Origin of the sequence: Acaryochloris sp. IP29b_bin.137 (assembly GCF_028285745.1) — a bacterium.
Lineage (GTDB): Bacteria > Cyanobacteriota > Cyanobacteriia > Thermosynechococcales > Thermosynechococcaceae > Acaryochloris.
The window spans coordinates 14437-28292 of record NZ_JANQOP010000124.1 but is presented as its reverse complement, the minus strand read 5'-3'; the positions used below and the strand labels follow the sequence as shown (position 1 = coordinate 28292).

Annotated in this window: 13 protein-coding genes; all 13 read right to left on the bottom strand. The window is 40.0% G+C overall.

The genetic code is table 11. The features are described 5' to 3' along the window. Nucleotides 1-69 precede the first annotated feature (69 nt). Nucleotides 70-618 (bottom strand): hypothetical protein, encoded by a 549-nt coding sequence (locus Q0991_RS09510; RefSeq protein ID WP_299487757.1) that lies wholly within the window; start codon nt 616-618, stop codon nt 70-72. Nucleotides 619-660: 42 nt separating this feature from the next. Next, on the bottom strand, nt 661-951 hold the full coding sequence (locus Q0991_RS09505; RefSeq protein WP_299487755.1) for a YkvA family protein: 291 nt from the start codon (nt 949-951) through the stop codon (nt 661-663). 145 nt (nt 952-1096) lie between these two features. After that, nucleotides 1097-2077, bottom strand: a complete 981-nt coding sequence (locus Q0991_RS09500) for a glycosyltransferase (RefSeq protein ID WP_299487753.1) — start codon at nt 2075-2077, stop codon at nt 1097-1099. 80 nt (nt 2078-2157) lie between these two features. Further along, a complete protein-coding gene (locus tag Q0991_RS09495) occupies nt 2158-2337 on the bottom strand; it encodes a hypothetical protein (protein ID WP_299487751.1) in 180 nt (59 codons plus the stop codon). Between the two features lie 50 nt (nt 2338-2387). Continuing rightward, nucleotides 2388-2960: a sulfotransferase family protein gene (locus tag Q0991_RS09490; RefSeq protein WP_299487749.1), complete on the bottom strand. Its 573-nt coding sequence runs from the start codon at nt 2958-2960 to the stop codon at nt 2388-2390. A 327-nt stretch (nt 2961-3287) separates the two neighbouring features. Beyond that, nucleotides 3288-4949 carry an alkaline phosphatase family protein gene (locus Q0991_RS09485; RefSeq protein WP_299487747.1) on the bottom strand — a complete coding sequence of 554 codons (1662 nt, stop codon included), beginning with the start codon at nt 4947-4949 and terminating at the stop codon, nt 3288-3290. A 149-nt stretch (nt 4950-5098) separates the two neighbouring features. After that, nucleotides 5099-6949 carry a heterocyst formation ABC transporter subunit HepA gene (gene hepA, locus Q0991_RS09480; protein WP_299487745.1) on the bottom strand — a complete coding sequence of 617 codons (1851 nt, stop codon included), beginning with the start codon at nt 6947-6949 and terminating at the stop codon, nt 5099-5101. A gap of 275 nt (nt 6950-7224) precedes the next feature. After that, nucleotides 7225-8112, bottom strand: a complete 888-nt coding sequence (locus Q0991_RS09475) for a sulfotransferase domain-containing protein (RefSeq protein ID WP_299487742.1) — start codon at nt 8110-8112, stop codon at nt 7225-7227. A 57-nt stretch (nt 8113-8169) separates the two neighbouring features. After that, nucleotides 8170-9318, bottom strand: a complete 1149-nt coding sequence (locus tag Q0991_RS09470) for a glycosyltransferase (RefSeq protein ID WP_299487740.1) — start codon at nt 9316-9318, stop codon at nt 8170-8172. Between the two features lie 89 nt (nt 9319-9407). Then, complete coding sequence (locus tag Q0991_RS09465) at nt 9408-10367, bottom strand: glycosyltransferase (RefSeq protein ID WP_299487738.1); 960 nt, start codon at nt 10365-10367, stop codon at nt 9408-9410. 56 nt (nt 10368-10423) lie between these two features. Next, entirely contained in the window at nt 10424-11404 is a 981-nt protein-coding gene (locus Q0991_RS09460; protein WP_299487736.1) for a glycosyltransferase family A protein, read from the bottom strand. 57 nt (nt 11405-11461) lie between these two features. Further along, on the bottom strand, nt 11462-12268 hold the full coding sequence (locus Q0991_RS25135) for a sulfotransferase (RefSeq protein WP_366524933.1): 807 nt from the start codon (nt 12266-12268) through the stop codon (nt 11462-11464). A 110-nt stretch (nt 12269-12378) separates the two neighbouring features. Beyond that, nucleotides 12379-13848, bottom strand: a complete 1470-nt coding sequence (locus Q0991_RS09455) for an O-antigen ligase family protein (protein ID WP_299487734.1) — start codon at nt 13846-13848, stop codon at nt 12379-12381. Between the last annotated feature and the right edge of the window lie 8 nt (nt 13849-13856).

Genomic DNA, 13856 nt, shown 5'->3' with positions numbered 1-13856 from the left:
GCCAGGTCTTTCAAGATCTGAAGGGGAAGTGTAGTGAGCGACTTTGGGGCTGAATCCATGCCCACAGCTTTACTGAACCGGGGACTCAACGGTTGAGGCCACCACATCCACCGTCACGCTCCCATGGGGAACTGCTTGAGGCTGAGTGGACGAATCAGCAGGGTCGGCAGCATCCGTGGCTTTGACGTACCAGTTTTTAAGAGACTGGAGTCCGCGCTTCATGGATGTGTAGGAGTCACCATACTGATCCGTGAATTTGGTATCGACGCGAGTGGCTTGCTTCCGTAACGGAGGCGTGAGGGTCTTTTTAAGAGCGGTTGCCATCATCTGGAAGACCCGTTGTAAACGCTCCCAGGTTGAACTGGAGTCTGTTTCATTGCCCCAGGCTTCTTTGAAATTACTGGACGCTTGATGGCGCTTTTCTTTCAGGTCTGCAGCGGCTGTGGCCGACATTTCTGCAGCTAGAGGGCGAACAATGGTATACCCTTCTTTCAGTTCTGCAGAAGTTTGATTAAAGGCATCCTTGAGGATCTTGCCAATCCGCTGGCTACGAGTCCCACCTTCAGTTTTGATTTGGTTAAAGGTCTGCATCATTGGAGTTGTATTGTTCATATCCATCCGTAAAATCTCCTGCACTGTATGTCTGAAATTGTGGAGCTACTAAACAACAGGGTTTGCTTCAATATCAATTGTGTTCGCGGTTGCAAACGTTTCTTCAGAAGTGCGGTTTTTCTTGTTTTCCAACATCAGCTGACAGACTTCAGAAATGAGGAAAGTCGCTAGTACACCGTCATCAATCCAACCCACTACCGGCAAAACATCAGGGGCGATATCTAACGGGCTAACCAGATAAAACAGCGCCCCAACGATGAGAGCCCAGCGATATTTGGGATGGCGAATACCTTTACGAAAGGCAGTTTGAAACAGGTTAAACAGAGAGGTTTGCTTCATCAAAGGTTCTGTGCTTCAGTAACCCTATTCTCACAGACCCACCCCAAAAAATCTGGTGTAGATTACCCGCAAAGATGGGGTAAAACTACACCGAATCGACCGTATACGGTTTGCCACCCCTGCAGAATTCAGGCCAGAGTTATTTTCAGTTACCCAATTGCGAGGATTCTTTTTCCTTTGTTTTCGAACGCGCACGCGAAAACAAAATGGATGTTAGCCCTGACATATAACCAATTTTCCATAAAGCATTACATTTCTGTTTAAAACGTTCTGGTTTATCTGTTGGCATCCATAAATATAAAACTTCCATTGGAGACTTTATTAATTCTAATAGCCTGCCCATAACTGACTTAATTAATCTAAATTTAGATGATGAAACTTGAATATCAAAAAGATTGGCCCTAGAAACACCTTGCCAATAGAGTCTTTGAGTAAACCAAGATTGAGTTAGCCTAGAACTAGGGATAAAATGCTTAACGAAAATATCAGGATCATAATAAATTCCATAGCCTTTATCTCTAATTTGATCCCGCAGCAAAATTTCTTCACATGATAATAGACTCTTCCCTTTTCGGCCTAGATCTAAGGTAAAGCCACCTAGTTCAACAAGTAGCGATCGCAGGATAGCCATATTAGCACCTGCAATAAACTGATTATTCTCGAGGAAAATGGGTTTATCCGACCAATCCACTATGGTGAGATATGAAAGAAACTCATCTGGCAACCACAGCGGCTTGGTCGACTCCCAAATGGGTTCCGTCTTGCCTCCAACACAGCCAGGCTGGGGCTGGATCTCTTCAAAAGCCTTACAGACATCTTCCAACCATTGAGGATTTGCAATGGCATCATCATCAAGATAGGCAATGTACTTTCCCTTAGCATGCTGCCAGCCAGTATTCCGAGCCTGAGACAGCCCTAACTTTGGCTCATAAATGTAGTGTAAGTTAGGTATGTTAACCAGTTCAGCAGTTACAACCTTTTTGGTCTCATCAGTCGAGCAGTTATCTATGACCAATATCTCATAAAGCTCTGTAACGAGGGTTTGCTCAGCTAAACTTTTGAGTGACTTACGAAGATGGTCAGCACGGTTAAAAGTGCAAATAATAGCAGATATTTGTATGGACATTTTAATAGATTAATGACACATTTGTTTTGCGTTTAAATAAGCATAATTAGCAAATAGTGAGCTCCCCCACTTAGACAGTCTTAGACAAATAAATTGACCATAGTCTCAACATTAGCAGCAGCTTTAGTCAAGCCTTCAAGAGCATACTTATCTGTGACATAGAGGCGTAAATCAGCAGGAGCGAGTTGGGAGGCGTAGATTGACGATATTACAACACTCCAGCCGCTATATTTCGCCAGCAGGTCTAAAAATGTTGCCATGGGGACGCTAACTCACGATACATTGTCTTGAAAAGCCTGGTCTCAAAACTTTATTTATTTATCCGATTGGACTTGGTATTTGCACATGGGAATTGAGCATTAGGAACTGGCATATTTAGAAAAGAACAAAGTTCAGGCCATCCTTGCCCCTTTTCCCAACAGACCTCAAGCAATTTGTCAGGTCGATTACGAAAGTAGTCTCGTACTTGTCGGTGATGCTCTCTGTAGCGATTAATATACTGTCGCTCATGCTTCTGAGGCATAGCATGGCCAAAGAATTTCTCACGCCCAGACGATGGTCCGCACCACTCTGAATGCTGCAGAACACTTCTGAGCCAGATCTCTTCATTTAACCGGGTAGTGAGAATAAAACGAGAATCAGGATAATGACTATCAAGCTCACGATAAATGAAGGGCCAAGGCCAATCGTCAAAGCTATCATACTGATCGACCCAAGCAAATATCTGCTGCAGATTGCCGTTTACAACATCCTCTAATAGCACGTTCCGATTTGAAGTCGTATGATTATAACCAAGCATTTTTAAGGCATAGCCAAGACTGGTTGTACCAGTCTTAATCAGGCCAATACAAAATACTTTGGGCAACTTATCACTAGATTTCAACACACTGACTCAATCTCTTTCTGAATGCTTTCGCAACGTACATTATTTTGGTTGGTATCTTTAACTTAAAATCCTAGAGAGATAGTTCTGTTAAAAGACATTTCAAAAAGGCTGCATCACTCCTCTGTTGGTCCTCCCGAACTCACTCTTTGACAAAAAGAAGCGAAATCTTGGGTGTTTCTCTAGAAGTTTCAGATTTATCCTAGAGTATTCCTTCGACAAACATTTCCTAACAGAAAATGAGGCAATATAGAGTTTTTCTGTGATAAACAATAAGAGAAGCATAATTACTCAAAAAAATTCCTCAGAAATAAATTTTCCCTCCAGTTAAGTGCCACTTTTTTGAAGTACTGGTTGTACTAAAGACTGACCATCAAAGTAATCAGGAATTGGTGCATCCATTAAATCTAAGATGGTTGGCGCTAAGTCAACCCCATGACCTATGGGTAATGTTGTCCCTGAAGCAATATCTGGACCTTTCATGATCAAAAAGCCCTGCGAACGGTGGCTACCTGTGCGACGATAGGGCACTGGGCCGATGCGACCGAATTGAGAATGATCAATGACATCTGCTGGCATGTCAGTCCATTCCACAACCAAGTCTGCATCTGGCAGTTTTGGATCGTTGTCATGGGCCGATTGTCTGGTTCGTCTTACTTTTTTGACAACTGATTCCCCCGTTCGGGGATTAACGATCAAATTTAGTTGTTGGATCAACTCATCGCACAAAGAGTCGTATTCTTCCGGAGGAACAAGCCCATTGGGTTCTCGGCCTTGGAGATTGACGCGAATATAGCCTTCCGAGAAGCTAGGCAGAGCGAAAGCCTTCATATGTGGCCACAGCAGCTTGTACCACAACGTGGGCTGCCAAAAGAGTGGAACCCCTCGCTTTTGTAATTGTCCGGGAGAAATCAATCTATGGGCTCTAAAACTCCCAAGCCTGTCTATATATCTATGATATCGAGTGGGTAAACGCTTTCGCAGAAAGCGCTCAAATGGATTGGCTATATGTTTCCGCTGCCAAATGTCACTTGTCCAGCTCTTAGTATTAGGAGAGGTGATCACGGGTGGAACTGTGGCGCTCTTGTGCCCAGGGGCAAGCATCGTCTTACCTGGAAAGCTGAAGCGATACAAAAATTCAGGTAAAAACAGCATACTGGCAACATCAGTTATGTTACTGCCACTACCGTGGGCAGCAAATACCACGACAGTGGCATCTTCAGGAGCAGCATCAAGGATTTCTCCAATGGCTTGATCTGCCGCATCAAAAACATCGAGCATTGGGTCTTCGGTACCTAGTTGCCCTTTTCCATACTCGTATAGGGGGTGGTCAGATTGGCTCATAAACCAAAGATCGTGACCTGCTGAATGGGTTTCACCAAAGATGGTCAAAAATAAATCCCATTGGTCCTGTTGTAGCAAGTCACGACAAATATTTACTCGCTGCTTAAGTCCCGAAATTAACGACTGACGTAGACGATGGAGATAAGCTTGATCCCACCAATCACCATGATCTTTATGAAGGGCTGGGTGCTTCCCATGGCGTTCATTCAAAGCCTCTAATAGTTCGTTGGGCTTTGAGCAACTTGGTGTTTGAGGAGAGTGCGCTCCCCAAGCAAGTACCTGCACCCCATTAACATCACGGGCAAGCGTAGATTGCGGTAGGTCAAAAGTCGCCACTCGATATTGGTCACCCAAGTCATAGAAAGGGGCATACTCATCAAAACTATAGGCTTCAATCTGCTCAACATTGTAGGTTCCCTCCCAAAATTTAAGCGGGGACCAATATCCAGTCTTATCAGGTAAGCAACCCGTTAAAAAAGTAGTCCATGGGGTTTCCGCCTTGTAATAGTCAATGTTGCTCAGGCGACCGTAGGCACCTTGCTCACGAAGGCGTTTAAGATTCTGAAGATATCCCTGAGACATCCAAGTTTCAAGCAGATTTGGATCTGCTGCATCTAAACCAATTGCAATAACAGGCTGCTTCATAGGTTTGTTTCTCTAATCAAAAAAAATGGGAGGGAGGACGATTACAAATCTCTAATCGATAGACAAAATAAGAGGTCAATTACATTCAGAAGCGAGTGACAAGATTCTTGTATCGAAGTATCCAAATTGAAGTGTATAAATGATTTGAACTAACTTGATGGACTTAGGTCATACTGCATCTGGTGATATTTCCATAGCAGTCCACGCCTTTCAAGAAGATTTTGATAACGCCCTTGCTCAACTATGCAACCTTGCTCTAGCACCACAACCTTATCCGCTTGAGCGATAGTTGATAATCGATGGGCAATAGCAATGACAGTCCGGCCAATGGCTAATTTTGCCAGAGATTCTTGTATTACTCGTTCTGTTTCTGAGTCTAAAGCACTTGTTGCCTCATCTAATATCAGAATTTCTGGATTACGCAATAGTGCACGAGCTATTGCGATCCGCTGACGTTGACCACCAGATAAACGAGTACCGCGATCGCCCAGGTTGGTATCAAATCCATGGGGAAGCTCAAGAATAAAATCTAATGCTCCAGCTTGGCGAGCCACTTCCAAAATCAAATCTTCATCTATATGGTCAAGACCGTAAGCGATGTTGTCTCTTACAGAAGTATTGAATATAAAGGTATCTTGACTAACAATCGCCATCCGACTTCGGAAAGAATTTATATCTAGATCACGTAGATCGACTCCATCAATCAGAATCGAACCCTGGCTAGGGTCAAAAAATCGAGGAATCAACTCAGCTAATGTTGATTTACCAGCCCCCGAAGAACCAACTAGCGCCGTAGTCTGTCCTTTTTTAATAGATAGAGTAATATCTTTGAGAACAACTTCGTCAGAATGATAGCTAAAATCAACAGCAATAAAGTCAATCGAATGTGTTAGCTGTGAAAAAATTTGACTTCCATTCATTAGGTACTGCTTATTATCTCGTCTCAGAAGCTCACTGACACTGTTAAACGAACCTTGAAAGCTACTCATTCTTGCCAAGGATCCGTTGATTTGAGTCAACAGCGGCATTGTGCGCGATAAGGTCACCAGAAAAGTTAGCAATGTGGCTGTCCGCATATGCCCAGGACGAACCAAAGAATTAAAAGCGAAAGCAACCATCACAATAAGCATCGTACCTGCCATACCGCGAGTCAGGGGTTGAACGGCAACAGCTAGTCGACCCACTTTGGCACGAGCATTTAAGACATTCTGACTAGCTCTATAAAATCGTTGACGCTCATACTCCTGAGTAACACAGGAATGAACAGTACGAATACCATCAATAAATTCTAGACCAATAGAGGTTAATTGCTTATTCGCAGCTGGAACATCAAAACTAGCTTCGCGAACTCTTGAGGTAATCTTTGAAATAACAACCGATAAAAGACTAAATCCTACCAATGCACCGAGGAATAATTGCCAAGAAAGTGTTAGCATCAAAGCCACATATACAAGCATTGTAAAGCCTTGAGTCACTAACATTGACATTGAGATAAGCACATGCTGGATCTGATCAGTCTCACCTCGCAAAATATTGATCAACTCACCGGAAGACTTCTTGAAAAAAAAGCTGAGACTAAGACTCTGCAATTGTTCAAATATCGACTTATGTATACGGTCAACCAGGCTAAAGGCAGTTAGCTTAGAATAAAGCAAGCTAAAATACTGAAAAGCAGACTGAATCCAAGTCATCAACAATATTAAAAAAGCAATGCGATAAATACGCTGATCCACGGGAGCCCGAGTTGCAAGAACATGAACATCGAACCAATCGAAACCAGTGCGGATAGGGAATTCATCAGGCTTAGCCAAGCTTTGAAGGAATACCCCAATTGAACCAATAGTAAGTCCAGCAGACAAAGCTGCTATCAATGAAAAAAGCAGGGATAAAAATACTAGCCAGCGAATATGTTTTAACTCTCGAAGAATAAGATGATTTTCTCTCCAAAAGCGAACATTTTTTATTAACTCTTTTATTTGAAAAATGAACTTAGAAAGCATGATTTTATAGAGAAAAGAAAGGGCTATGTTGCTAATGAAGGAAATAATAGAGTAAAAATAGAGAGATGAAATTAGTTGGTTAATACCTAAGCATTTCTGAAACTACTTCTTCTTGGTGAGGCGATGCATGAACATTAAACTTTCCTCTGTTGCTACTATAGGAATGAATAGAATAGGACCAGCCATACTCAGAAAAAATATTCATGATATCCTTGAACCAAATATCACCTCCATTAGTTGGATTCGAACACTTCAAAGTCATCTATGAAATTAATCTAGAGTTGATACCAACCGGTAAGATCTGTGTTTAAAAAACGCTGTAGTTCCATGATGTCATCAAAATAAATATCAATGAGTTGTTTGCGAAGATGCAATGGAAGCTGAGGGACTCTATTAACTGACATCAAAAAACGGCTTCTAGTCTCAACATAAAGCTTTCTAAGTGTTTCATATGTACTTTCCGGGAAATACCTTGATAGGCCAGGACCATACGTGCGTCTAAAGTGTTCAAGCAAGCTATAGATAGTTTTATTCTTCGGTATGCCTGCCTGATTAAAGGTAGGGCTATAGTTTCCTAAAAAATATGTGTCATCGACAGACAAAAAGCGACAAATATCTTGTAGCACTCTAGGGGTATCATGTTTAAGATTCTCAAAAAGAAAGATCTTGAGATTATTCGGCTCAACTATATTTGTGTATCTTGACAAACTTTTCCAGTAAAAACCATATTGTAATAGTGAGCTTTTACTATCCTCACTAATCAGATGCGAAAAATAAGGGAAAAGATCTTTTTCAGAGATATTGTCAGGCAATCTGTTATTTCGGTATTGCATTAAATACTCAGAGTAAGCTCGATCAATTGGATTTCTGAGAACGGCTATTAATTTAGCATTAGGTATAAAGCGCTGAATGCTTCCAGGTGCATTGATACTATATAGATATGTTGTTGTTGCCTCCCCAATAGCAGATTCTTTATTTACATTTTTAAAATAGTTTTGATATTTAGATAGATCTTCGTGGTCAATATAATCCTTATGCTTGTGAAAAAAGTGGATCTCCTTTAGTGGACTCATATAAATTTGAGGGTGTTTTTTAAGATTATAATATAGTGATGTTGTTCCAGATTTCGGAGCACCAATAATCAAAAAATTAGGAAGTACCATAACTCTAAAGATTAGATTTAATATATATAGATTTGGTCAGGTTAAAGACATAAAAAATTAAACTGAAGCATAGTAGGTATCAACCGTTTTTTGTGCTACAGATTTCCAATCCATATTAGTAGCTACGCCGAGGCTATGATTACCCATCGTATGGATGCTTGATTGATCCTTCCTAGCTTGAATCATTGCGCTGAGTAAACCCTGATTACTGTCAGGTTTATATAGAAAGGCTTGTGATTCATCTAATAATTCAGGAATACAGCTAATTTTAGGCGCAATACATACTTTGCCAAATGACATTGCCAGAATCAAAGCACCTGAAGTTAAAATACTGTGATAGGGAAACACAATTACGTCACAGGCATTCATATATATCTGAATCTCTTCATCCAAAATATGTTTTAGATGCAGGATGATTTTTGGATTGTTATTTGCTTCCTTTAAAATTTTATCAGAAATATTGATGGTTATTGGACTGCCAGCTATAACAAGAGTTGAATCCTGTCGTTCTAATTCATTAAATGCTTTGACTAGTTGAACAACACCTTTATAGGGTCGAATATTTCCGAGGAATAAGTAGCAAAAATCAGAACTAGGAATCCCTAATAACCTGCGAGCATCTGACTTTGAAATTGAGTTTTCGTAATAATCTATATAGTTGCCGTGGTCAATAACGACTATTTTCTTATGGTCAACCCCAAATCTAGATTCAACCTCTTCTTTTGCAAAATAACTATGGACAATCATTGAATCTGAAACTTTTGCCACAGACCAATTCAAGATATAATCAAGCAGTTGCAACAGTGGGTTTGAATAGGTTTCATGACATTTTAAATTATGAACAGTCCATACTATTTTGTTTTTTTTAAACTTTAAAATTAATAATCCTAAAACAAACCCTATTACTTTGATCAGAGATCTATAAGTACTCTTTGCTTTAAGGTAAGGTTCAAGCCAGTGTATGTGAATGACATTTGGCTTGTACTTTTTAGTCGCTGTAGGCAAAAAGAATTTATACGGATCAATCCCATGAACTTGAACATCTAGGTTGCTCAATGATTGCTCTAATAAGCTTTGATAAGGGTTTGTCGACGGTAGTTTAGGAACGAAACAAACAGTTAGATTGGGATCGTCTATGCGATTCTTTTCAAGAATGCTATTGATATTTAGATCATCTTTTCCTTTATTAATATTTAAAGTATTCATGATTTTCTCAATATTTATATCTACTATTGTTTCCTGAATCCTGTTTCATAAATACCTTCAGTCAATCTAGGACTATTTAATATTACTAATCAGTTCAGCGCAATACGTCGGCGTAAAACATACAGCATATTCATAAGCTTTTCATATTTTTCAGGGCCAAACCAATGCATCAATGCAATTGCAGTACTCAGTCTGAAGTACTCTTTTGTTAGAACTTTTAATGGATAGCTCTTAAATGCTAGATGTTTGTATTTAGAGGCCTGGGTAACATTCTTGTCTTTGCTTTGTAATGCTTTCCAGGCTATAACCATATTTGCATGACTGCAGCTCCGTTTTTTTAAAGGCAATAAGTCTGTATCAACTGACTGAAAAACTTTGTTGATTACTTGGTGGAAAGACGTTTCCATTAAGTGATAGTTTTTAGAGAGGCTGTTAGATACCATTCTAAATTTAACAAGTGGCTCATGTATGGCTGCAAATCTATATCTTTTTGCAATTCGAATCCACATTTCCCAATCTTCAACACAGCGAAAATTTATATCAAACAGACCCACTTGGTCAAAGCATTCACGTCGTACCATCACTGAGGAAGGACAATCTACAAAATTACCTTGAATGAGCAATTCCCAAACGTTGCCTTCTTTAAATGCTTTAAACATTCGACCTGTGGTCTGGCCTTCTTCATTTATGATTGCTGCAGAAGTGTAAATTAGACCAATATGAGTATCTCGATTGAGTACTTGAATCTGTTTAGATAATTTAGTTGGCTCCCAAACATCATCTGCATCTAGAAAAGCAATGTAATCTCCTTTGGCTCTATTAATACCCATATTGCGTGTCGTGGCTAGACCTTGATTTTGATCGTGCTGAATTAGACTTACTCTACGGTCTTCAAGCTGGGATGCCCACTCTACTGTTTCATCTGTACTGGCATCGTCTATGATTAATACCTCAAAGTTGTTGAAAGTTTGTTGTAAAACACTTTCTACCGTTTGAGGTAAATAAGGCATTGCGTTATATGCGGGGATAATCACTGAAACTTTTGTCATCAAATATATCTCATTGAAGTAATTAGCTTTTAGGTATGCAGCGTTTTAAGATTTTTTTACTGAGCAGAGACTTTTTTATTAATTCCTAGCCTCAACAGGCGAAGATTATGTGTGAGTTTTCTTAATCCTTCATAGCCGCCAGGACCAAAAATCAATACCATTGAGATCGCAACGACCAAGCGGGTGCAGTATTCAGAAAATAAAATTGGGAAATGATATGAGAGAGCCTCACGTAGATACCGAAGTGCTTCCCTCGCATCGCCTTGATCAATTTGCATCCATCCCTGCGATAGATAGACACAACTGTAGCTCTTTCGCTTTAAGTGCTGAAAACCATCGGGAACAGATTTGAATGATTTTTCTATCACTTCTATAGAAGTTTTTTTTGTCCCTTCCATGGATCGACTTCTAGACATACTTTGGCTTCTATGTCGATAGAACGTTAGAACTTCTTTGACTACACCAAATTGGTACTTGTAAGCTAAACGAATTCCCATGTCCCAGTCTTGGAATCCTTCTAAATCTGGATCAAAATAGCCTACTGCATCAAAGCACTTAGAACGAATAAGTGCGACGCTATTGCTACATAAGATGTCATCCCTAACTATAATTTTTTCCCAGACATTTCCGCACGCTTGAGACGCTACCACTCTGCCAAGAGAATTGCCTCGCTCATCAATCAATCCAGTCCAGGTATAGACCACTCCAATATCAGAATGTCTCTCTAAATATGACACCTGCTTTTCTAGTTTGGTGGGTTCCCACAAATCATCTGCATCTAGAAGGGCAATATATTCACCTACTGCGTTTTCTATCCCGACATTCCTAGCAATTTGGGCTCCTTTATTTTCTTGAGAAATAAACTTAATTCTTGGATCTACCAGTTCTGCAGACCATTGAACAATATGATCTGAACTACCATCATCAATAATAATCAACTCAAAGTTTTTGAACGTCTGTTCAAGGACACTATTTACCGTAGAAGGCAAAAAGCGCATTACATTATAGGCAGGAATAATTACAGATACTTTAGGCATAATCTAACGTTTCTCACTTACCAGTAAGTTCTTGTGAACTTCAAGCTGCTCATTGAGCTAATGCAATAAACTTTTGAATTTGGATCCTTTCAACACCTGAAGCACCTCCTCATAGTTTGATATTTTCTGTCTGTGGACTCCAAGATTGACTTTTTGGAATTCGCTATTGTAAGTAATATCTAACCGAGGAACACCGAGAAAGTCGATTACCCCATCCATAACTGAGTTCTTATCAGAGCATATTGATTCATAGCTTATCTCGATCACCCTATTGGGCAATAAATGTAGGATATTTCTTATAAGTGTAGCTATGGCCTCGCGAACCCTCAGATCCCTAAGCAGTTGTGAAGAGTTTAAAGATATCTCTGAAGCATTTGATTGATGGCTTCCTTTGAAGTGAACTGCATTATTTTGCTGAAGACTAGCTTTTGAAATTAAGATATCTAGATAATTCGCCCGGACTAAGTGAATAATTTTATACTCATTATTAATTAGATCAATGAGAATCTCAGGTCGAGGGAGTAGTTGGTTATACATCAACTTAAACCCTAAGGTTTGATGGCTTCCCTGGTAGGAATGAAGCTGATCTAAGTATTGAAAGATAATCTGAGGCCGTGAGCCAAAATTAGAGTTTGCAAACCTGTAGTAACTTGGGTGGGGTAATGAGTTGCCTTCAGTCCATAATGACTTGTAGGTTCCCCGTTGTGTTTTCACCCTTTCCCATTCCCGTCGCCAAAGAAACAATTCACCAAACACCTTGATTTCAGGGTGGCAACTGAGAAGATCTTGGAACCAAGTTGACCCACTCCTTTGAGTCGTAATGATACAGAATTTATCTTTTTTAATTCGGTTTTTTGAGTCCATATTATTTACTTAACTGCAGGCAATTCTCTTGTCATTCAATATAGTATTTCTGTTATTTCTTCTAGTTGTATCGACTATAATGTTCTAAGATTTGGTTGCATTATTTTGGTTTATGGAATAGACCTTGTTGTACTACTGTCTTCCGTTGGGGATTTATCCCACTGCCAACCTGCAGTTGCAAACAAAGCCCACCAATATGTGTAAGTTACTGTACTCCGCCATACATTATCAGTAAGCATTCCTAATGTAGAGACTATCAAAAGCCCTAGAAGAACTGTACAAAATCTTCGCTGTTCTGAGCCTTTTGGCAAGTTTATGATTAGTTTAAAAAGACGAATAAACTGAACAACTATAAATGTTATAAACGAGGCTAGTCCTACAATTCCTGTTTCAACTAATGCTCGAACATAGTCATTGTGTGCAATATTATCATATTGACTCAAATGCACCGTTGTATCCAACCCATATCCCAGCCAAGGAGATTTTTGCCATTCGTTTAGTAAGCCATACCATTGGGTTACCCGCCAGTGAAAACTATTGGTAGAACCTCCTGTACTTTGCAGTAATATTGAACGTGAGAAACTGATATCCGGATTGAATAATGGCGTACTTAGAAGTTCTTCAAGTCGAACCTGCCCATATTCGGTAAATAGGAAAAAATTGCTGACCATTAGAAGTACTACAATGCCCCCTAGAATGGTGCGAATATTTAATCGACTAGCTGACATAAATGCTACAAATACGACTAGCATAAATAAAGTTGTTACTGATCTAGTCAAAATAAGGACAAAGACTAGTATGCTGAGTAACACCATCCAACGTAATTGTTGTCGTTTCAGACTAACTTTCCACCAAACCACACCGATAAATACTAATAAATATTTTGTAAAGGCAGATGACTTAACGAATGTTCCTTTAATTCGTTGTGAATCTTCTAAAATGCCGACCGCGGGTTTTAGCAAAGGAGGGAGTATGTCAGGGATTAACAATTGTATAAATGAGACAAACAAGGGAATCGCCAGAGACCAGATTAGAAGAGTAATCGCTTTCTCTGCGATGATTTTGTCTTTAAGCTGCATGAATAGCAAATAAATCATGAGCCATGAGAACAAGCGGACCCATTCCCGAATAGCGCCACTGAAATATATGCTTTCACTAAATCCCAATCCACCAAGCGGGATTAGGATAACCCATATGCCCTGGAATAGTACCCACCCTGCAAAGAACCACCAAAAGCGATCAGTCTGTATGACTTTTCCAGTCAACAACTGAACGACAACATAAGTCAACGTCAAAAGAAATAGGCCCATTCCCGCTAGAGCCGGGACACCTGGGTAGAAATCAATGGCAGTACGCAGAATTAATATACCGAGAACAACTTTCTCAATACTGGAAAATGCATAGACAAGCACTGCCAAGCAAAGAATAAACCCCATACATAGAACTAGAAGTTGGGGTTGAGCAACTGCGATTACACCTGCAAACAATCCCAGAATGACCGCCCCAAGACCAATCCATGTACTTAGATTTGAGAATTTAGCCAATGTTTGGTTGTGAATGGGGTTCTTTCTTGCAGACATTTCAAGGG

What these genes read in the sequence shown, in the direction of transcription:
- Q0991_RS09495 (WP_299487751.1), bottom strand. Translation starts at nt 2,337, where the DNA reads ATGGCAACATTTTTAGACCTGCTGGCGAAATATAGCGGCTGGAGTGTT.
- Q0991_RS09485 (WP_299487747.1), bottom strand. Translation starts at nt 4,949, where the DNA reads ATGAAGCAGCCTGTTATTGCAATTGGTTTAGATGCAGCAGATCCAAAT.
- Q0991_RS09505 (WP_299487755.1), bottom strand. Translation starts at nt 951, where the DNA reads ATGAAGCAAACCTCTCTGTTTAACCTGTTTCAAACTGCCTTTCGTAAA.
- Q0991_RS09465 (WP_299487738.1), bottom strand. Translation starts at nt 10,367, where the DNA reads ATGACAAAAGTTTCAGTGATTATCCCCGCATATAACGCAATGCCTTAT.
- Q0991_RS25135 (WP_366524933.1), bottom strand. Translation starts at nt 12,268, where the DNA reads ATGGACTCAAAAAACCGAATTAAAAAAGATAAATTCTGTATCATTACG.
- Q0991_RS09475 (WP_299487742.1), bottom strand. Translation starts at nt 8,112, where the DNA reads ATGGTACTTCCTAATTTTTTGATTATTGGTGCTCCGAAATCTGGAACA.
- Q0991_RS09455 (WP_299487734.1), bottom strand. Translation starts at nt 13,848, where the DNA reads ATGTCTGCAAGAAAGAACCCCATTCACAACCAAACATTGGCTAAATTC.
- Q0991_RS09460 (WP_299487736.1), bottom strand. Translation starts at nt 11,404, where the DNA reads ATGCCTAAAGTATCTGTAATTATTCCTGCCTATAATGTAATGCGCTTT.
- Q0991_RS09510 (WP_299487757.1), bottom strand. Translation starts at nt 618, where the DNA reads ATGGATATGAACAATACAACTCCAATGATGCAGACCTTTAACCAAATC.
- hepA (WP_299487745.1), bottom strand. Translation starts at nt 6,949, where the DNA reads ATGCTTTCTAAGTTCATTTTTCAAATAAAAGAGTTAATAAAAAATGTT.
- Q0991_RS09500 (WP_299487753.1), bottom strand. Translation starts at nt 2,077, where the DNA reads ATGTCCATACAAATATCTGCTATTATTTGCACTTTTAACCGTGCTGAC.
- Q0991_RS09470 (WP_299487740.1), bottom strand. Translation starts at nt 9,318, where the DNA reads ATGAATACTTTAAATATTAATAAAGGAAAAGATGATCTAAATATCAAT.